The organism is Pseudoalteromonas sp. SANK 73390 (genome assembly GCF_054966645.1).
Map to the genome: position 1 here is coordinate 17,765 of NZ_ARPN01000049.1, position 21,480 is coordinate 39,244.

15 protein-coding genes are annotated in these 21,480 nt (G+C 40.2%); 6 read left to right on the forward strand and 9 right to left on the reverse strand.

Features of this window, described 5'->3' with window-relative positions:
• Together gltB and SANK73390_RS05830 are read right to left on the reverse strand one after the other, a co-directional pair.
• A complete protein-coding gene (gltB, locus tag SANK73390_RS05825; RefSeq protein ID WP_462764599.1) occupies positions 1 to 4,455 on the reverse strand; it encodes a glutamate synthase large subunit in 4,455 nt (1,484 codons plus the stop codon).
• A 528-nt stretch (positions 4,456 to 4,983) separates the two neighbouring features.
• Positions 4,984 to 5,331: a Grx4 family monothiol glutaredoxin gene (locus SANK73390_RS05830; RefSeq protein ID WP_261592725.1), complete on the reverse strand. Its 348-nt coding sequence runs from the start codon at positions 5,329 to 5,331 to the stop codon at positions 4,984 to 4,986.
• A gap of 242 nt (positions 5,332 to 5,573) precedes the next feature.
• Here SANK73390_RS05830 and SANK73390_RS05835 point away from each other — a divergent pair, with 242 nt between their 5' ends.
• The 4 genes from SANK73390_RS05835 (at position 5,574) to SANK73390_RS05850 (ending at position 11,115) form a co-directional block, all read left to right on the forward strand.
• On the forward strand, positions 5,574 to 6,155 hold the full coding sequence (locus SANK73390_RS05835) for a Fe-Mn family superoxide dismutase (protein WP_462764600.1): 582 nt from the start codon (positions 5,574 to 5,576) through the stop codon (positions 6,153 to 6,155).
• Positions 6,156 to 6,357: 202 nt separating this feature from the next.
• Positions 6,358 to 8,280 carry a PrkA family serine protein kinase gene (locus SANK73390_RS05840; protein WP_462764602.1) on the forward strand — a complete coding sequence of 641 codons (1,923 nt, stop codon included), beginning with the start codon at positions 6,358 to 6,360 and terminating at the stop codon, positions 8,278 to 8,280.
• 27 nt (positions 8,281 to 8,307) lie between these two features.
• Positions 8,308 to 9,591 carry a YeaH/YhbH family protein gene (locus SANK73390_RS05845; protein WP_462764604.1) on the forward strand — a complete coding sequence of 428 codons (1,284 nt, stop codon included), beginning with the start codon at positions 8,308 to 8,310 and terminating at the stop codon, positions 9,589 to 9,591.
• Positions 9,592 to 9,609: 18 nt separating this feature from the next.
• Positions 9,610 to 11,115 carry a SpoVR family protein gene (locus SANK73390_RS05850; RefSeq protein WP_462764605.1) on the forward strand — a complete coding sequence of 502 codons (1,506 nt, stop codon included), beginning with the start codon at positions 9,610 to 9,612 and terminating at the stop codon, positions 11,113 to 11,115.
• A 75-nt stretch (positions 11,116 to 11,190) separates the two neighbouring features.
• Here the strand turns inward: SANK73390_RS05850 and SANK73390_RS05855 are convergent, their stop codons facing one another.
• Both SANK73390_RS05855 and SANK73390_RS05860 read right to left on the reverse strand, forming a co-directional pair.
• Positions 11,191 to 12,162 (reverse strand): sensor domain-containing diguanylate cyclase, encoded by a 972-nt coding sequence (locus SANK73390_RS05855; RefSeq protein ID WP_261592720.1) that lies wholly within the window; start codon positions 12,160 to 12,162, stop codon positions 11,191 to 11,193.
• Between the two features lie 4 nt (positions 12,163 to 12,166).
• Positions 12,167 to 13,171, reverse strand: coding sequence for a response regulator (locus tag SANK73390_RS05860; RefSeq protein WP_462764607.1), 1,005 nt, complete (start codon positions 13,169 to 13,171; stop codon positions 12,167 to 12,169).
• Positions 13,172 to 13,392: 221 nt separating this feature from the next.
• Here SANK73390_RS05860 and tpx point away from each other — a divergent pair, with 221 nt between their 5' ends.
• Positions 13,393 to 13,974: a thiol peroxidase gene (tpx, locus tag SANK73390_RS05865; protein WP_462764609.1), complete on the forward strand. Its 582-nt coding sequence runs from the start codon at positions 13,393 to 13,395 to the stop codon at positions 13,972 to 13,974.
• A 375-nt stretch (positions 13,975 to 14,349) separates the two neighbouring features.
• Here the strand turns inward: tpx and adk are convergent, their stop codons facing one another.
• The 4 genes from adk to SANK73390_RS05885 all read right to left on the reverse strand — a co-directional run bounded on the left by adk (position 14,350) and on the right by SANK73390_RS05885 (position 19,802).
• Complete coding sequence (gene adk, locus SANK73390_RS05870; protein WP_261592717.1) at positions 14,350 to 14,994, reverse strand: adenylate kinase; 645 nt, start codon at positions 14,992 to 14,994, stop codon at positions 14,350 to 14,352.
• Between the two features lie 155 nt (positions 14,995 to 15,149).
• Complete coding sequence (gene htpG, locus SANK73390_RS05875; protein WP_261592716.1) at positions 15,150 to 17,063, reverse strand: molecular chaperone HtpG; 1,914 nt, start codon at positions 17,061 to 17,063, stop codon at positions 15,150 to 15,152.
• A 150-nt stretch (positions 17,064 to 17,213) separates the two neighbouring features.
• Entirely contained in the window at positions 17,214 to 17,816 is a 603-nt protein-coding gene (gene recR, locus SANK73390_RS05880; protein ID WP_261592715.1) for a recombination mediator RecR, read from the reverse strand.
• A 219-nt stretch (positions 17,817 to 18,035) separates the two neighbouring features.
• Positions 18,036 to 19,802: an endonuclease/exonuclease/phosphatase family protein gene (locus SANK73390_RS05885; protein ID WP_462764612.1), complete on the reverse strand. Its 1,767-nt coding sequence runs from the start codon at positions 19,800 to 19,802 to the stop codon at positions 18,036 to 18,038.
• Positions 19,803 to 20,457: 655 nt separating this feature from the next.
• Between SANK73390_RS05885 and SANK73390_RS05890 the strand changes: the two genes are divergently transcribed.
• The gene (locus SANK73390_RS05890; protein ID WP_462764614.1) at positions 20,458 to 20,946 is read left to right on the forward strand and encodes a DUF1579 domain-containing protein; all 489 of its coding nucleotides are present in this window, start codon (positions 20,458 to 20,460) and stop codon (positions 20,944 to 20,946) included.
• 183 nt (positions 20,947 to 21,129) lie between these two features.
• Here the strand turns inward: SANK73390_RS05890 and SANK73390_RS05895 are convergent, their stop codons facing one another.
• Entirely contained in the window at positions 21,130 to 21,456 is a 327-nt protein-coding gene (locus SANK73390_RS05895; RefSeq protein WP_462764616.1) for a YbaB/EbfC family nucleoid-associated protein, read from the reverse strand.
• Between the last annotated feature and the right edge of the window lie 24 nt (positions 21,457 to 21,480).

The following is a 21,480-nucleotide window of genomic DNA, read 5'->3' on the forward strand; positions in this document are numbered from 1 at the left end:
CTACTGAGCCTGCACACGAAGCTCTGCGCTACTGCGCGCCCTATGCCCTAATAGGCCTTTAACGTCACTTGATTTTGGTTTTATCAACTTAAACATCGGTAAATACAAATCAAAGTTAGCAAGTACTTGCTCAGATCTTGATGAACACGTTAAGTCTGAGTGCTCAGCAATAAGACCACGTAAATGCTCTTGATGAGACGCTAACTCTGTAAGCTCAACGACTTCCACTAGCTCTGGATTGATACGCTTTTCAAAATCATTGCTTTCATCCAAAACATAGGCAAAGCCCCCCGTCATACCTGCGCCAAAGTTCACACCAACAGCCCCAAGTACACACACAACACCACCAGTCATATACTCGCAGCCATTATCACCGAGCCCTTCCACAACAGCCTGAACACCAGAGTTTCTGACAGCAAAACGCTCCCCAGCTCGACCCGCTGCAAATAGCTTACCGCCCGTTGCACCATACAAGCAGGTATTACCCATTATAGTGGCTTGATGACTTGCAAAACTAGAGCCCATTGGAGGACGGATAACCAGCTTACCGCCAGCCATACCTTTGCCAACATAATCATTAGCATCTCCCACCAGCGTCATCTCTAAACCACCAGCATTCCAAACACCAAATGATTGGCCTGCAGTACCATGTAATTCAATTGCGACAGGGTCCGCTGCCATGCCTTGATTGCCATATTTACTAGCAATATACCCTGACAATAAAGCGCCTACGGAACGATCTGTATTAGCGATGCGATTAACTAACGAAGTCCCTGATTTTGTATCAATCGCTTGCTTCGCTTTGTCTAACAACCGCTCATTTAGCTCGCCTTGATAGTGTGACGTATTGACTGCACTGCAATAAAACGTTTCACCTGAGGGGTTATTTGGTTTTGCTAATAAGTTAGATAAATCAAGCTTGTTTTGCTTGACTGTACGACCTTCGATTACATCTAATAACTCTGTTCGACCAATTAAATCAACCAACCGTTTTACACCAAGCTCAGCCATTAACTCACGCGCCTCTTGTGCAATAAACTTAAAGTAGTTCATCGCCATTTCGGGTAAACCGTGGTAATGCTTTTGACGTAATGTTTCATCTTGAGTAGCCACGCCCGTTGCACAGTTATTTAAGTGACAAATTCTGAGGTATTTACACCCTAAAGCAACCATAGGGCCCGTACCAAAGCCAAAACTTTCGGCACCTAGAATAGCTGCTTTAATAATGTCTAGGCCTGTTTTTAAGCCACCATCAGTTTGTAAACGAATACGATGACGTAAGCCATTTTCAACCAATGCCTGCTGTGTCTCCACAAGCCCAAGCTCCCAAGGACTACCGGCATATTTTACAGACGTCAACGGACTAGCACCCGTCCCTCCATCATAACCGGCAATGGTAATGAGATCGGCATAAGCTTTTGCGACCCCTGTTGCAATGGTCCCCACTCCTGGTTCAGATACCAGCTTTACGGAAATCATGGCTTTGGGGTTGACTTGTTTTAAATCGAAAATGAGTTGGGCCAAATCCTCAATAGAGTAAATATCATGATGTGGCGGAGGTGAGATAAGGGTCACGCCCGGTACAGAATAACGCAACTTCGCAATATACGGCGTTACCTTTTCACCCGGCAGCTGGCCTCCTTCTCCTGGCTTTGCGCCCTGCGCTACTTTAATTTGGATAACATCAGCGCTTTGTAAATAATGCGGTGTCACACCAAAACGACCTGACGCTACTTGCTTTATTCGCGAGTTTTTTTCAGTACCAAAGCGTTGTTTGTCTTCACCACCTTCACCTGAATTTGAACAGCCGCCCAAACGGTTCATCGCAATGGCTAACGCTTCGTGGGCTTCTGGAGATAATGCTCCAATGCTCATAGCTGCGGAGTCAAAGCGCTTATATAACTCTGTGGCAGGTTCTACTTCATCTATACTGATCGGTGTTTGAGTTTTTAACGCAAGTAAGTCACGTAAATTAGTCACAGGTCTATTATTGACCAATTGCGCATATTTTTGATAATCGTTGTAGTTACCCGAGCGAACCGCCACTTGAAGTGTTTGCACAACATCAGGGTTATAAGCATGGTACTCACCATCATGTACATATTTAAGCAACCCTCCATGGCTCAACAACTTTCTTCGACTAAACGCCAATTTGTGCAACTTGACTTGATCGCTTTCAAACTCCTCAAAACAAGCACCTTGAATGCGATTTGCCACACCTTTAAAACAACAGCTAACCACGGCATCCGATAAACCAACAGCTTCAAACAGCATAGAACAACGGTATGAGGCAATGGTGCTAATCCCCATCTTCGACATGATCTTATATAACCCCTTGTTAATCGCATTGCGATAGGCAAGCGTCACTTCTCGGTAGGTCTTTTTGATAATCCCGTCATCACACATAGCCACTAGCGATTCATAAGCAAGATAAGGATAAATAGCGGTTACACCAAAACCAAGTAACACGGCAAACTGATGTGGGTCTCTTACACTGCCAGTCTCTATAATAATATTTGAGTCACAACGCAAGTTTGTATCAGCTAATCTTCTCTGTACTGCGCCTACTGCCATAGCTGCAGGCACTGGCAATGTACTCTCACTGATATCTCGGTCACTCAATACCACCATTACACATCCAGACTGCGCTTTTTGCTGTGCCTCGTCACAAATGCGGTTTATCGCATTTTCTAGCCCTTCATCGGGAGAATAGTTAAGCGACACTTTGCAAATAGAATAATGTTCATCATCAGCACTGCGAAGCTGCTGCATATCTGAATATGACAATACTGGTGATTCAAACTGCAAACGTTTAGCGTGCCCAGTTGTTTCATTAAATACATTTTGTTCACGACCAATGCAAGTAGCCAACGACATCACATGGTTTTCTCTTAAGGGATCAATAGGTGGGTTTGTGACTTGCGCAAACTTTTGTCTAAAGTAGTCAAATAACGAACGATAGCCTTCTGATAATACGGCAAATGGTGTGTCATCGCCCATAGAGCCCGTCGCTTCTTGACCATTTTGACCCATTACCCTTAGTATTTGGTCAAGTTCTTCATTAGAAAAACCAAACAATTTTTGATAAGTAAGCAGCGCCTGTGCATCTAAATCCCTACCACCCGCTTGCTGTTCGTCAAGCTGCTCAAACGGAGTTAGGCGTTTTACATTTTGCTCTAACCAAGCTTTATAAGGATGACGCGATTTTAAATCTTGATCAATTTCATCTGATTGCCAAATTTTGCCATGCAGAGTATCAATAACTAATAATTCACCAGGCCCTACACGCCCTTTATCTATCACCTCATCAGCTGCGTAATCCCAAATACCCACCTCTGATGCGAGTGTAATAAAGCCATCTTGCGTTAGCACGTAGCGAGCGGGTCTTAAGCCATTTCTATCGAGGTTACATGCGGCAAAGCGCCCATCAGACATAACGACACCTGCTGGACCATCCCAAGGTTCCATATGCATAGAATTAAAATCGTAAAAGGCACGTAAGTCTTCATCCATCGCACGGTTTTTTTGCCATGCCGGCGGCACAAGCATCCGCATTGCTCTAAATAAATCCATGCCACCAGCTAAGAATAACTCAAGCATGTTATCTAAGCTCGATGAATCAGACCCTTCCTCATTGACAAAAGGTGCCGCTGATTGCAAGTCTGGTAATAGCGGAGATGAAAATTTATACGCTCTCGCTTTTGCCCACTGGCGGTTACCGGTAATCGTATTAATCTCACCATTGTGTGCTAAATATCTAAATGGCTGAGCCAAAGGCCAACGTGGCTGAGTATTAGTGGAAAAACGCTGATGAAAAACGCAAATTGCACTTGTCATACGCATATCAGCCAAGTCAAGATAAAAATTAGGCAGATCAGCAGGCATCATCAAGCCTTTGTATACGGTCACCAAACCCGACAAGCTGGAAATGTAAAACTCCTTATCATGAACGAGCCGTTTTTCAATTCTGCGTCTGGCAATATACAGTCGACGCTCAAGATCTTTTGGTCGCCAACCTTCTGGCGCACTCACAAATACTTGCTCAAAGAGCGGTAATTGTTGTTTAGCAATTGGCCCTAACATAGACGGGTCAGTCGGCACCTCCCGCCAACCTACTAGTGTTAATGTTTCTTTTTCTAGTTCTTCATCAACCACTTTTCTCGCGGCTTTTGCAAGCTCACTATCCGTGTTCAAAAATAACATGCCTACGGCATAGTTTTTACCTAAGCGCCACTGTTGCTCTGCAGCAATTGCACGAAAGAAACTATCTGGCTTTTGTAATAATAAGCCACAGCCGTCGCCTGTTTTACCATCGGATGCAATACCCCCTCGGTGTTGCATCCGATCTAATCCTGTTATCGCCGTGCGAATGAGTTTATGGCTAGCTTGACCATTTACATGTGCTATCAAGCCAAACCCACAATTATCTTTTTCTAGTGCTGAGTCATATAACATGGACCCCTCCCCTTGCTACAACTGCCGTTGGTTTCACTTCAAACGAGATTTTTGGCAGATAGTCAAAATTAGCGATGTTTTAAATGCGAGTCAATACAATTATGAATACATATTCATGAACATGAATATTTCTCAATGGTATGACAAGTTAATCCGAAATTAAACCCAACCGAAAAACCCATACAAAAGAACCAAAAATCCAGCATGACACCAGTGTCATTTTTAAATGAAAAGTTAATCACACAATCTATAGATTACAGTTTACGTAAACGTAAACGAGGCGCTTTTTGAATAAAAATTCAAAAAGCCGATGTGAAATAGTGTTATTTTGAGGTAGGTACGTGCATATTATTCAGCCAAGTTTATTATTGGCAGGATAAAATAAAGTATTTTATGCCAACCCAATCACATAATGGCTTACGCTAGCGTCAACTAGGAAGTTAGAGTGAGGTTCGTCTTTTAAATAAAGTAAAAAAAGCCCAACACACGGTTGGGCTACATAACTTAAATTTACGACAAATTTATACGTTATTCAGGCGAATCTGCCTCTTCAGTTTTATATTTTGCAGCGGCTTCTTGAATTAATGGTTGTAATTCACCTCGCTGAAACATTTCAATAATAATATCACAGCCACCTATTAACTCGCCTTCAACCCACAGCTGTGGAAATGTTGGCCAATTAGCATAATGTGGTAACTCTGCGCGGATATCAGGATTAAGTAAAATATCAACGTACGCAAATTGCTCACCACATGACATCAAAGCTTGTGATGCTTGCGATGAAAAACCACAGTTAGGCAATTTAGGAGAGCCTTTCATATATAAAAGAATCGGGTTTTCAGAAATTTGCTGTTTAATTTTATCAATGGTTTCCATCTTTAACCTCAAAGTGACGATAGCATTTGGTCCGTGATAGCAAAGTATGCTTGAAATATCACCATTAAGACCATATTTACGATTAGTATTAAGGCAACGCCATTGCTGTTTGCCAAAACTTGAGTAAAATACTCAGGAATTATAGTATCACTATAATGCCAACTCGTATAGAACAGCACTGTTTAAGTGCAATAGTGTTTGATACTTATATTTGGCATTCACACAACAAAATGGAGATTAAAATGGCATTTGAACTACCGTCACTACCTTATGCAATCGATGCACTTGAGCCTCACATTTCACGCGAAACTTTAGAGTTTCACCATGGTAAGCACCACAACACTTATGTTGTAAAGCTTAATGGTTTAGTCGAAGGCACTGAACTTGCTAACAAAACTTTAGAAGAAGTTGTATGTAGTTCAGAAGGGGGTGTTTTCAATAACGCTGCTCAAATCTGGAACCACACATTCTACTGGCATAGCCTATCACCAAACGGTGGTGGTGAACCTACAGGTAAGGTTGCTGAGCTTATTAACGCAAAATGGGGCTCATTCGCTGCATTCCAAGAAGCATTTAATGATAAAGCAGTAAATAACTTCGGTTCTAGCTGGACATGGTTAGTACAACTTGCAGATGGCTCTTTAGATATCGTAAATACGTCAAATGCAGCTACACCGCTTACTGACTCAGGTGTTACCCCAATTATCACTGTTGACCTTTGGGAGCATGCTTACTATATCGACTATCGCAACGTTCGTCCTAATTACCTAAAAGGTTTCTGGTCATTAGTTAACTGGGAATTCGCAAATAGCAACATTGCTTAACAAAACCCCCGTTATTACGCGATAATATTATTGCAATAAAAGGCACTGTCAGTGCCTTTTTTATTACCTCCCTCTTTTCTCCTAATGCATTAAAATTTTAGAATTTTTAGGCAAATTACTAATATCAAGACTAAGCTTAAAGTAACCTTTTTTCTTTGTAGACAAATCAGCTTTTTGAGTAAGCAGGTTACTGGAGGTCGTTATGACGATATTTGAACACTACCAAGCCAGATATGAAGCAGCACAAGAAGAAGAGTACAGTATCGCCGAGTTTCTTGAGATCTGTAAAAAAGATAAATCGGCCTACGCGAGTGCTCCTGAACGCTTATTGATGGCAATTGGCGAACCACAAATGATAGATACTGCGAGTGATGCTCGCCTAAGCAGGCTTTTTTCAAACAGGGTAATTGCACGTTACCCCGCTTTTAATGAATTTTACGGAATGGAAGATGCAATTGAGCAAATTGTGTCGTATTTAAAACATGCTGCGCAAGGACTTGAAGAATGTAAACAGGTACTTTATTTATTAGGTCCTGTTGGCGGCGGTAAATCGTCAATTGCTGAAAAACTGAAATATTTGATGCAGCAAGTACCCATATACGCCATTAAAGGCTCTCCTGTTAATGACCACCCCCTCTCATTATTTAACCCTATTGAAGATGCTGAATTACTAGAAAAAGAATATGGTATAAAACCGCGTTATTTAAAAACTGTTATTTCTCCGTGGGCGTCAAAAAGATTACATGAATTCAATGGTGATGTTAGTAAATTTAAAGTGGTAAAACGCTTCCCATCAATTTTGGACCAAGTTGCCATCGCTAAAACAGAGCCTGGAGACGAAAATAACCAAGACATTTCGGCTTTGGTTGGTAAAGTTGATATAAGAAAGCTTGAACATTACGCCCAAAACGACCCAGACGCCTACTCTTACTCAGGCGCATTATGCCTATCAAATCAAGGGCTTATGGAGTTTGTAGAAATGTTCAAAGCCCCTATTAAGGTACTACACCCGCTGCTGACTGCAACCCAAGAAGGAAACTATAACGGGACAGAGGGGATTTCTGCATTACCGTTTAACGGTATGATCTTGGCTCACTCAAATGAATCCGAATGGCAAACATTTAAAAACAACAAAAATAACGAAGCATTTTTAGACCGTGTCTATATTGTCAAAGTACCTTACTGTTTACGCGTTTCTGAAGAAGTGAAAATATACGACAAACTAATAGAGAACAGTGAACTTGCTTCTGCGCCATGTGCGCCTGGCACACTCGAAACATTGGCTAAGTTTGTCTCACTATCACGCATTAAAGAGCCAGATAATTCAAGCATTTATTCAAAAATGCGAGTGTATGATGGAGAGAGCTTAAAAGACACCGACCCTAAAGCTAAATCGTATCAAGAGTATCGAGATTATGCTGGAGTAGATGAGGGTATGACGGGCCTTTCGACACGGTTTGCTTTTAAAATCCTTTCCCGCGTCTTTAACTTCGATCATGCAGAAGTGGCTGCTAACCCAGTTCACTTATTTTATGTGCTTGAGCAACAAATTGAACGCGAACAATTTAATGCAGAAATACAAGAGCGTTATCTAAGCCACCTTAAAGGTTACTTAATTCCTCAGTATGTAGAGTTTATTGGTAAAGAGCTGCAAACTGCCTATCTTGAGTCTTATTCAGAGTACGGTCAAAATATTTTTGACCGTTATGTCACCTACGCCGACTTCTGGATACAAGATCAAGAATATAGAGACCCTGATACCGGCCAGTTATTCGACAGGGCCGCATTAAATGCAGAGCTTGAGAAGATTGAAAAACCCGCAGGTATTTCAAACCCTAAAGATTTCCGTAATGAAATCGTTAATTTTGTACTGCGCGCAAGAGCACATCACAATGGCCAAAACCCAGTTTGGACCAGCTATGAAAAATTGCGTACCGTTATTGAAAAGAAAATGTTCTCTAACACTGAAGAGCTGCTACCTGTTATTTCATTCAATGCAAAAACCTCTGCTGAAGATCAGAAAAAGCATGAGGACTTTGTGAATCGTATGGTTGAAAAAGGGTATACGCAAAAACAAGTAAGATTACTCTCTGAATGGTATCTAAGAGTTAGGAAATCACAGTAACACGATTAGAAACTGAGAGGGTGATTTATGGCGCATTTTATAGACCGTCGCCTGAACGGTAAAAATAAGAGTACCTTGAATCGACAACGCTTCATTAGGCGCTATAAAAAGCAAATAAAAGAAGCGGTGTCAGACGCTATTAACAAGCGTAGTGTCACTGATACTAGTAGCGGAGAGAGTATTTCTATTCCGCAGCGAGATATCAGTGAACCGACTTTTCATCAAGGTAAAGGGGGTGATAGGGATATGATCCACCCAGGCAATGACCAATTTAGTACTGGTGATAAAATACAACGCCCTCCTGCTGGCCAAGGTGGAGGGTCTGGACCTGGCGATGCTAGCGATCAAGGTGAAGGCGAAGACGACTTTGTATTTTCTATTTCAAAAGACGAGTATCTGGATCTACTATTTGAAGATTTAGAACTTCCGAACTTGCAACAAAGTCAACTTGATAAACTCGTACAAATGAAAACGCATCGAGCAGGGTTCTGTAACGATGGTATGCCTAGCAATTTAGACATCGTTCGCTCTTTAAGAGGTTCTTTAGCTCGCAGAGTTGCTATGTCAGCAAGTAAGAGAAGAAGATTAACACAAGCGCAAGAAGAACTGGCTGCATTGCTAAAAGAGCCTGTTCCTCCTCAACAAAAAATTACCGAGCTTGAAACTGAAATTGCTGAACTTAAGCAAAAAATTGCTGCGGTGCCATTTATTGATAACTATGATCTTCGCTTTAGAAATTATGAAAAAAAACCACACCCAACGAGCAAAGCAGTGATGTTTTGCTTAATGGACGTATCGGGTTCAATGGACCAAGCGACTAAAGATATGGCAAAACGTTTTTACATTTTATTATATCAATTCCTTACTCGAACTTATAAAGATATTGAGGTTGTGTACATCAGGCATCATACACAAGCTAAAGAGGTAGATGAGCAAGAGTTCTTTTACTCGCAAGAAACCGGAGGCACCATTGTATCTAGTGCACTTAAGCTGATGGATGAAATAGTTAAAAAGCGATATTCGCAAGGCGATTGGAACATATACGCAGCACAGGCATCTGATGGGGATAACTGGGCTGATGACTCACCGCACTGCACAGAGATTATGACGAATAAACTGCTTAAAGCTGTTAGGTATTATGCTTATATCGAGATCACAACGCGTGCACATCAAAGCCTATGGCGAGAATATCAAGCAATTGCGAACACACATGACAATTTTGCTATGCAACATATTCGTTCCGTTGAAGATATTTATCCAATCTTTAGAGAACTATTTAAGAAAAACCGTCAACAACAAGGCGCAGCTTAGCCACATTGGAGGGAGCTTATGAGTTATAACCCAATGAATGATGGGCCTGATTGGACATTTGACTTGCTCACAGAGTACCAAACAGAGATTGCCCGGGTTGCAGAGCATTACAGATTAGACACATACCCAAATCAAATCGAGGTGATAACCGCCGAACAAATGATGGATGCATATTCCAGTGTTGGTATGCCAATAGGTTACAGCCATTGGTCTTATGGCAAAAAGTTTATTTCAACAGAGCAAAATTATAAACGCGGACAAATGGGCTTGGCTTATGAGATTGTCATTAACTCAAACCCCTGTATCGCTTATTTGATGGAAGAGAATACTTTGCCCATGCAGGCGTTGGTTATGGCCCATGCATGTTATGGACACAATTCATTTTTTAAAGGTAACTATTTATTTAAAACTTGGACCGATGCTTCATCCATTATTGATTACTTAGTATTTGCCAAAAACTATATTGCTCAATGTGAAGAAAAATATGGTATCGACGAAGTTGAAAATCTTCTCGATTCATGCCACGCATTGATGAATTATGGCGTTGACCGCTACAAACGACCACAACAAATTTCAATGTATGAAGAGCAAAAAAGGCAAAAAGAGCGGGAAGACTACCTTCAATCACAAGTTAACGAACTATGGCGTACCATTCCAGTTAACCCTCAAGAAGAGCGTATGAAGAAGGTTCGCTTCCCTAGCGAGCCTCAAGAAAACATTCTGTATTTTATCGAAAAGAATGCGCCTTTATTGGATTCTTGGCAACGTGAAATCATTCGTATTGTTAGAAAAATTTCGCAATACTTCTACCCACAACGCCAAACACAAGTAATGAATGAAGGTTGGGCTACATTCTGGCATTACACTATTTTGAATCACCTGTACGATGAGGGGAAAATATCAGATGCATTCATGATAGAGTTTCTGCAAAGTCATACCAATGTAGTTTATCAACCGCCATACAATAGCAAGTTCTACTCTGGCATAAACCCTTATGCACTGGGCTTTAACATGATGGTTGATATTAGACGAATTTGTGAAAACCCAACTGAAGAAGACACAGTATGGTTTCCTGAGTTTGCTGGAAGCAATTGGTTAGATACACTACATTTTGCCATGGAAAACTTTAAGGATGAAAGTTTTATCAGCCAGTTTTTATCCCCTAAGTTAATTCGTGAGTTTAAATTGTTTACCATTATTGATGACCATAAGAATCCACACTTGGAAGTTGGCGCAATACATAATGATGAAGGCTATCAAAAAGTAAGATCTTCTTTATCGGCTCAGTACAATCTGAGTAACAACGAGCCAAATATTCAGGTGTACGATGTCGATGTTAGAGGTGACCGCTCTCTCACATTAAGGTATGTACCTCATAATGGCATTCCATTGGCTGAGTCCAAAAGTGAAGTTTTAAAGCACCTATACCGACTTTGGGGTTTTAATGTCAGGCTTGAACAAGTAGATGAAGAGGGTAAAAAACAAATTATTGCACAATGCCCAGTTGAAGGTGGTGACGATTAAAAAATAAGTGGCACTATGTAAGCCAGTGCCACAAAGTCATTCAAATAAATAGTTTTGGTTTTCCACTTTGCTAGGCTATTTTTTCAACTCTGACGTAAATTGCGTAACTTGATTTCGCCCGTTCTCTTTAGAGTGATACAAAGCCATATCAGCCGCTTCAATCCATTGCTCATGTTTACTAAAGTCATCACTATAGGTCGCAAACCCCACGCTTACTGTAATGTTTATTTTTTGTTCATCATAATAAATAGAAGACTTTTCAATTAGGCTACGCAATCGCTCAGCAAATATCATTGCTCCTTCAGCATCAGTATCAACTAAAGTAACAGCAAACTCTTCTCCTCCATATCGACCTGCGGTATCTGTTTCACGTAATGTTTTCTTCAGCAGATCCGATATGTGTCTAATCGCTTCATCTCCACCACTATGACCATATTCATCATTAACACGCTTAAAATGATCAATATCAAACATTAACAAAGAGCTAGAACCTTTACTGCGCTTAAGGCGCATGAACTCGTTGCGCAATCCCGCCTCCCAATAGCCTCGGTTAGAAAGCTGCGTTAAACTATCTGTACGACTAATTCGCTCAAGCTCTTGGTTTACTTTCTCTAGTTCGACTTTATTCATCGCTTCATCAGTTACATCGTAAATGATAATACAAATATGCCCTACTTCACCAGTTAACGTAGACAAAGGAATAATGGTCGAGTTTTGGTACATATAATCCGCTTTACCAGTTATCGGCCGGTAATTTTTAAAGCGAAAAATATAAGGTTGTTGCTCCCATATAGTAAAAGAGCGGTTTTTTAATACAAACACCGACTCGGTTTTAGAACGGAACCACTGCTCATCAATACTAGGAAAAATATCAAAAATATCTTTATCTTTTACTGCACTGGGTAATAACCCTGAATGATTTTCCATAAAACCATTCCACACACACACCCGATACTGTCTATCCAACACCACTAAACCAACATCAACGGTATTGAACATATCCATTAACCAGTGTATTTCATTCATTTCAAAATCAGCAGAGGGCATAGTTTTAATCTTCTAAAAGGTAAGCAACTTTGTATTTTAATGTTTTTAAAGAGTCTTCCGTAAACAAAAGCATTAAGTCACAATTAATGTTGTGGTTTTCAATACCATAGCTTATTTCTATTGCCAATGTACGCTTCCACCTGTTTTTGTTTGCTTTCACTAAGTCTGACACATCACAGTGTTGACCCAAAACCACAGGATGCCCTTGACTAAAAGGCATATCAAGCTGCTTCGACAGACCAGTTAAAATAGCACCAATCAAGATGTTACTAATATCCATTAGCAACTCAAGCTCTACTTTATCAGTTAATTCACCATGGTAATTCATTAATGACGCAACTTCTTTAAAGCTAGAATCATTAAGCAACAATAGCGCCTCTCCTGACACACCACCGCCAATAAAGCCTTGGCATACACCTGATGTACTAGCACTTGCATCAATCGCTTGCAAGGCCATGTGTAATTCACTCACTTCCAAAACATTAACATTAGGAATAGGTAGTTCTACAAACACATTTAGCAATCGCGCCAATAGATCGCCGGCTTGCCCCATCGCCACATTTGTTAACTCTTGGTAGATGTCTCGGATTTCCGGCTCAAGTTGCTCACCCAGTTTATGAACTAGGCTTTCCCTGATTGACCTATCGCGAATGCCATGGTGCTCAATAATCTCAATCAATTTATTCGCATCGCATGGTTTGCGAATAAAGTCTATCGCACCCAGCTCGATAACTCGCTGATGTGCATTGGGCTGAATGTCACCAGATACAACCACGGTGAGCACATTCAAATCTTGATCTCTAACAGCCTCTAAAACACCGTAACCATCCATTTGCGGCATATTGAGGTCGAGAAACAGGATTTCAGGTGAGAATTGTTTAATTTTTTCTAGGCAATCAATACCGTGCTCAGCAAACTCCACTTTTATATCCCAATCATTGGGCAACGAACGCGCTAATTGTCGGCGCGCTAATTTCGAGTCATCACATATTAAAACCAATGTTGACATAAAAGCTCTCTTACATTGACAAACCATTCCACCAATGAGATGTTATGCAATGGTTGCATTTGTTGTTTTTAGGTTACGATAATAAAATATCGCTTGTTTTAGCAGCTCATGTTAATAAATTCATCATTGATTTACAACGTAATTCCTACCATAAGCTTGGTTCACAATTAACAGTATAATACACTCTTATAGATTACGATAATTGACTTAGGACTCAGATTATGAATAAAGCAGTAATTTTTGCGCTCACTTTAATCTCTACCCCATTGTTTGCTATAGATTTAGGTGAAAACCAAATTGATAATGCTAAGGTGAGTGCAAATGGCAAGCATGTTACCTTACTAGGCAATGGTGTCGAAGTTGGGCAAAAAGCACCTAACTTTAAAGTAGTTGATGACTCATTTGTCCCAGTTACACTTGATAGCTTTTCTGGAAAAGCGGTTTTGATCAGTGTTGTGCCAAGCTTAGATACCGGTATTTGCAGTTTACAAACAAAACACTTTAACGAGAAGGTAGCAGGCGAATACAAAGGTGTGGTAATGCTCACAATAAGTGCAGATCTGCCTTTTGCCCAAAAGCGCTTCTGCCAAGCACAAAACATTGATAAAGTTCAGACCTTATCTGATTCCGTATGGCATGATTTTGGGAAAAACTATGGTTTGTATATTAAAGATATGGGCCTGCTAAGCCGCGCCGTATTTATACTAAATAAAGAGCACCAAATTGTTTATAAACAACTCGTTGAAGACTTAGCAACCGAGCCTAACTACGATAATGTAATTACCAAACTAAAAGCACTATAAATTCAATATCAACTACCATACAATGCTCGTCTTTACGGGCATATTTTTTATTATTTGCTAAACATTAACACTTAAAATGTCTGTTTTATGGCTATTGCAAGGAAAAATATAGATGTCGTAAAGTCATCACAAAAACAGTCTTTGTCACAACCACTAAGTTGAAACCGCACTGCTATAAACTTGCTAAGTAGAAGTATTTTTAAATACGCTCAGATAAAGCATGAACGCTTAAATACTCTACTCGTTATTATTTTTAACTTTATAAAAAATTTCAGCTAATTGAAAAAACCTGTAAATAGTTTTTTATGATAAGTTTATAGTGAGGATATTAACAATAAGCATGTGCAAACAATGCACATGCTTATTAGCTATTTGTTAGCCTAGCAATTGTGCTAGTTGCTGACTTACCGCGTCAACGGCCTGAGTACCATCAAGCCTGTGGTATTGAGTATTGCCAGCGTCAGCCTCCGCTTGATAATAAGATACCAGTGGTTTAGTTTGGTCATGGTAAATACCTAAACGCTTACGTACTGTTTCTTCAACATCGTCATCACGAATAATTAAATCTTCGCCTGTTACGTCATCTTTGCCTTCAACTTTAGCTGGGTTGTAAACAACATGATAAACACGACCAGAACCTGGGTGAACGCGACGTCCACCCATACGCTCTACGATGATTTCATCCGCTACATCAAACTCAATCACATGATCAATACTAATGCCATTGTCTTTCATTGCATCTGCTTGAGGAATAGTACGAGGGAATCCATCTAACAAGAAACCCTTTGCACAGTCTTCTTTAGTAATACGCTCTTTTACAAGACCAATGATAATTTCATCAGAAACCAATTGACCTGCATCCATTACTTTTTTAGCTTCTAGACCAAGAGGTGTTCCCTCTTTAATAGCAGCACGTAGCATGTCACCAGTAGAGATTTGTGGAATACCGTATTTGTCCATTAAAAACTGTGCTTGAGTGCCTTTACCTGCACCCGGCGCGCCTAGAAGGATAATGCGCATAATTATGTTCCTCGTATCGGGGTTTGTTTGAAATTGTCTAAATTTTTTCACATGCGTGTAAGATTCTCAAGCGACTTATACTAATTGCTGAGTTTAATATTAAATTAGGCACAAAAAAGGGGCTACTTAGCCCCTTTCAATACTTTTGATAATGCTTATTTACTTAAATCAAGCATTAATTTATTCAAACGCGTCACAAACCCAGCTGGGTCTTTTAGACTACCACGTTCAGCGAGTAATGCTTGGTCTAGCAAAACTTCAGACCACTGAGCAAATTTATCTTCGTCTTGCTCTACATTTAGATGCTTAACCAATTGGTGCTCAGGGTTTAGCTCAAATACAGGCTTTGAATCTGGAACAGCTTGGCCCACTGACTCCATTAATTTTTGCATTTGAGAACTCATGTCATGCTCATCAGCAACAACACAGGCTGGTGAGTCAGTTAAGCGGTGAGTAAAACGCACTTCTTTTACTTTATCCGCAAGTACTGTTTTAACACGTTCAACTAAACCTTCTACTTCTTTTTCGCTTTCTTCTTGTGCTTTTTTAGCTTCTTCATCATCTAAGTCGCCTAAGTCTAAATCACCACGAGTAATTGACTGGAATTGCTTTTCAGCAAACTCAGTTAAGTGGCTCATCATCCATTCATCTACACGGTCAGCAAGTAATAGTACTTCGATGCCTTTTTTACGGAAGATCTCAAGGTGTGGAGAACTTTTAGCCGCTTCAAAGCTATCTGCAACCACATAGTAAATTTTATCTTGGCCTTCTTTCATACGCTCAATATATTGCTCAAGTGATACATTCTGAGTCGTTTCATCGGTATGTGTTGAACTAAAGCGTAATAATTTAGCAATAGTTTCTTTGTTAGTTGCATCTTCTGCTGGACCTTCTTTGATCACTTGACCAAATTCATTCCAGAATGTTTGATACTCTTCAGCTTTGTTCTTACCCATACGCTCAAGCATTTTCAGCACACGTGACGTACAACCCTTACGAATTGCCTGTGTGATCTTATTATCTTGTAATATTTCACGCGATACGTTTAATGGAAGGTCGTTTGAATCTAATAAGCCCTTAACAAAACGTAAGTAACTTGGCATAAACTGCTCAGCGTCATCCATAATAAATACACGCTGTACATATAGTTTTAGGCCGCTCTGACGTTCGCGGTTAAACATATCAAACGGTGCTTTTTTAGGAATATAAAGTAAACTTGTATACTCAGTTTTACCTTCTACTTTGTTATGTGCCCATGTTAATGGCTCTTCCCAATCATGGCCTACATGCTTGTAAAACTCTTTATACTCTTCTTCACTGATTTCAGACTTATCGCGAGTCCACAGCGCTGTAGCACGGTTAATTGCTTCCCACTCACCAGGTACTGCTTCAATTTTTTCACCTTCAGGACCTTCTGACTCTGGTACAGGCTCTTTATACATTTCTACAGGAATAGAAATATGGTCTGAATACTTAGTAACAATACCGCGTAGTCTAAAGTCATCTAAAAACTCTTTTTCGTCTTCACGAAGGTGCAGCACAATATCTGTACCACGACTGTCTTTGCTAACTTCAGCAATAGTGTAATCGCCTTCACCTTTTGAGTGCCATTCAACCGCAGTTTCTTCACCTGCTTTGCGAGTCGTTACAGTCACTGCATCTGCCACAATAAATGCAGAATAGAAACCAACACCAAACTGACCAATTAGTTGCGAATCTTGCGCTTGGTCACCTGTTAGGTTTTGAAAAAACTCTGCTGTGCCAGATTTTGCGATAGTACCGAGTGCACTAATCACTTCATCGCGTGTCATACCAATACCATTGTCAGAAATAGTAATGGTGTTGGCGTCTTTATCGATGCTTACGCGAACACGAAGGTCTGCGTCACCGTTATATAAATCGCCGTTTGATAAGGCTAAAAAACGTAATTTGTCTGCTGCGTCAGATGCATTTGACACCAGTTCACGTAAAAAGATCTCTTTGTTTGAATACAAAGAATGGATCATTAGGTTTAGTAATTGTTTGACTTCTGTTTGAAAGCCTAATGTTTCTTTTTGAGCTGCGGTCATTGTTCTCTCCGATATAACCAAGTAATGCACAATTGATATACCAAGGGATATGGGGGAGAGTTTTTTAACTTCAAGGGACTTATAAAAATTAATTTAAGAAGTTAAGCGTTCAATACCAAAAGTGACATCAAACGCCAATCAACATAGCTATTAATCTAAATTACGACGACCAGAAAACGCATGCATCAGTGTCATTCCATCAACTAAATCAAGCTCTCCGCCTACTGGCATACCATGAGCAATACGTGACGCTTGTGCCTGATACTTTTGACATAGCTCATTTATAAAGTGCGCTGTAGCCTCTCCTTCAACTGTAGGGTTGGTCGCCAAGATCACTTCATCAATATTACCCAGTGATAGCTTTTGCTCCAAAACATCCAAGCCAATCTCTTTTGGCCCAATACCATCAATAGGAGACAAATGCCCCATCAAAACAAAATATAGTCCTTGATATTGACCGGTTTGTTCTATCGCCAACACATCAGTTGGAGACTCAACTATACAGAGCAAACGGCTATCTTGGCGTTTAATACTTTGGCATATATCGCACTGCGCACTTTCTGAGAACGTTCTACATGACTCACAATGACCGATTGTTTGCATCGCTTTGGTCAAACAATTACCTAACTGGGTACCGCCATCGCGGTCTCGTTCTAGTAGGTGAAAAGCAATTCTTTGCGCCGATTTTGGGCCAATGCCCGGCAAGCAGCGCAACGCTTCAATAAGTGCGGTTAAACTAGGTGATAATTGCATAAAATAGAGTTTTCTAATTGGTTCTGCTGAGCTTATCAGCAAAGCATTAAATAATACTGCAAAAAGTACCATAACCATTGGCTAGAGTACACCACACAGTCAATAGCCCTTCAAAGTGACGAAGTTTTAGACTAAAAATAACGAGGCTTTAAACAAGAGAAAGTGAGCCAACATTACGTTAACTCACCAACTTATAATGAAAAATCAGTTAAAGATGGATCACTGCACTGAAAAGCTAGTTTCGGCTAGCAATGTATAACCGTTGTTCTCGAACACTCTTAATGAATACTCGCCAGCTGCAAGCCCTACAAAGGTACGACTCCCTGAGGTTTCACCATTAATATATTGCCAATCAATAGAGTATACAGAGCCATCACTTGGGTTACCCTTGTAATAAATACCAAGCCAATCTTGAGGATTACCCGGTGCATGAGTGAAGTTTGCAATAATACTTTCGCTTTCTGTGTAAATACTTTTCGAGGTCTTAATTGCAGTTGCAGTATTATTGCCTAAATCAAGCACAGCACTCACATCTGACCAACTCAATTCGTATACCGCATCAACCCTAGGTGAGGCGCCGTTTTTATGAAATAAACGCAGTTGAATTTGTTTTTGCTCAAAATTATTCACTAAGAAGCTATTTGCAATAGTAAGTGAGAACGTTTTATTTACCTGTGTACTATCAACTAAAACACGGCCACCGCTGCTATCTGACGGGCTTGCACTATCAGTAGACACATTAACGTAGTAATCGGTGTCGGCCCCAAAGTATTGGGTATTTGTTAAAGTAAACCTAACTTGTAAATCTTTACCCTCAGCCTTTAATGCAACACCGTCAAACTGCACATTTCGATCTAGTGAGTCAGCCGAACTCTGATTAGATGGAGTTTTAATCACAAAAGTGCTTTGGTACCACAAGTGATCAGAAGGAAAGTCATAAATTTCGTACTCTGGTGTTTGAGTGACGTTGTTTACCAATCTTCCAACATGTGGATCCTGCCAATTATAATGATTATCTTGACCATCGGGCCCTTTAAAATAAGTACTAAAACGAGGCCCTACAAATGCTGCACTTTTTAACGCTACACCTTGAGTGTCTTTATTATAATAAATAAAATCGATTCGATCTCTGTCATCTAATGCTCTGCCACACTCTTTAATGTAAGTGCTGCCTTTGGTCCAGCTATCTTCTTGTCTAAACGGCCACGTTATCCCGGGATGAGTAACAGGATTTGGATAAAGCTTGCGGTAACTGTCGGTTAGGCCGCCTGCACGAATGATACGATGAGATTTAAAGTCATAAACCGTGCCTTTATGATCAAACATATTTGCTGTCACAGGCGTCCAATCTAAACCGCTTGGCTCGTTGGTATCTCCACCCATTATCACCGGCATGCCACTTGCTATGTATGGCGTCAAAGCGCCCAGTAAACTAGCAGCTTGTGCTGGGCGCTGTGACTGGTCATTAAGCCCATCCAACTGACTACTATCACTAACAGCATTACAGTGTTTTCTTGCTTGCCAATTACTGCCGTTACCACCGCGTGCATCATAAGAAACATATTGCGTGTAATTCCAGTGGTTTGACCAAACGGCAACATCTCTGCCATTAACATCTAAAATGGCACCTATATGGCTGCCGCTTACATCACCCTCTAGCACTCGCTTAATCGGAAATTTTGATAAAATACCCAACGAGCTTGTTGAATGATCGCCTTGCCATAAGTTCATATCTAAATCTTTTGCCAACCTCGCATTGGCCCCATCGGCTTCTTGAGTAAAGATAATATCGGCATCCAAATGTTTAAACTCTGCAACGCCTACTTGGTAATAGTGCGCTTTTGAGCTTAAGTCATGCCATAAATTGGCAGTTACAACTTTTACTTCGGTATCATAAATTAACGGCTGTGCTTGTGATGGTATAAAATGGGTCAATCCTGCCAAAGCAAGTGCTGCGGCAAAACAGGTTGAAAGAGGCTTTTTCATTGGTACGTCTACTTCTTGGTGAACGACTAAAATTAACAAGTCGCACAAGATACAGACTGATTATTACCTTTTATAAAACAAATAATGACGAAATCACGATACTGTAGTGACGACACAGTGACGAAATTATGACAAGCAATTGCTAAGCCCAAGGTCATTAGCAAAAAATGATACTATCGATAAAACGTTCGCTTTTCTTTTTAAGAGGCCCATACGCAATAATTAATCATAAAACAAGTGATTTGACCCCTTTAGTTATTTCAAGGAGTTTAAATCATGAAATAACCTAAAAGGGTTTATGACAAGAGACCCACATATTGCAGAGTCCTTGGTATGGTTCAGCTTATTACTTGTATTCGTAAAGCGGTTTATCTGCCATAGTACAAGTCGTTAATATAAAAGAGCAGTATCTCCCTGTGTCAGGATAGTTGTCGCCTCAGTTTATCATAAGAATTACCTCTAACGGGGATATTCACTCAAACTTAAAAGTCCTAATACTGTATCTATGCTGCAAGTTCTTCAACATCATTTCAATATGAGCCTAAGTGCCCGCCGATGCTTTTGAGCCTTTATTATACGCAGCAAATAACTGTACATAAATACAGTTGCATGTGTAATTCCCTGAAAAATTATTCAACTAATTCATAGGGAAATTATGCAAACAGGGCTAGAAGCAAACGCACCAAAAGACTTTGACTTTATAATGGGTGATTGGACTGTAAATCATCGAAGATTGAAAGAGATACTCAATGGCAGTAATGAGTGGACTGAATTCAAGGGAAGATCATCAACAATAAAGACGCTTGGTGGCTTTGGTAATTTAGAAGATGTATATCTTGAATTCCCAGATGCATCATTTAGAGCCGTTGCACTTCGCTCTTATAACGCGGAAACCAATTCCTGGTCAATTTGGTGGCTGGATAGTCGATTCCCAGACGCATTGGATGTCCCAGTTATGGGTAGCTTTAATGAGGGAGTTGGACTGTTTTATGCTGATGATATTCTCAATGGAGTAAGAATAAAAGTTAGGTTTATGTGGGGTTCATTAGTCCCAAGTAAACCTCGATGGGAGCAGGCTTTTTCAAAAGATAATGGTAAAACTTGGGAAACCAATTGGACAATGGAGTTTTTAAAAAGCCAATAGCGTGCAATACGCTGCGAAATTACCAGCAAGAGCTGGGCAAATACAAATTAACTTTCGTTTAAAATAAAGACCAACTGCATTTAGTTAAAACTTCATTTAAACCATAAATATAACAGCTCTTTGCTACCCCAAATTTCAGACAAAAAAATAGCGCCAAACGGCGCTATTTTATATAATTCTTAATTAGAACGGCATTTTCATACCTGGTGGTAACTGCATACCACCGGTTACTTCAGCCATTTTCTTTTCTGACTCTTCACCTACACGACGTACTGCATCATTTACTGCTGCTGCCAGTAAGTCTTCGATCATGTCTTTGTCGTCTTCCATTAGGCTTTCGTCAATTTCAACACGGCGTACATTGTGGCTACCTAACATAGTAACTTTGACTAAACCTGCACCAGCTTCGCCAGTTACTTCTAAGGTTTTAATGTCTTCTTGGGCTTTTTGCATGCGCTCTTGCATTTGCTGCGCTTGCTTCATCATGTTACCCATTCCACCTTTAAACATAATATGCTCTCTTACATAAATTTA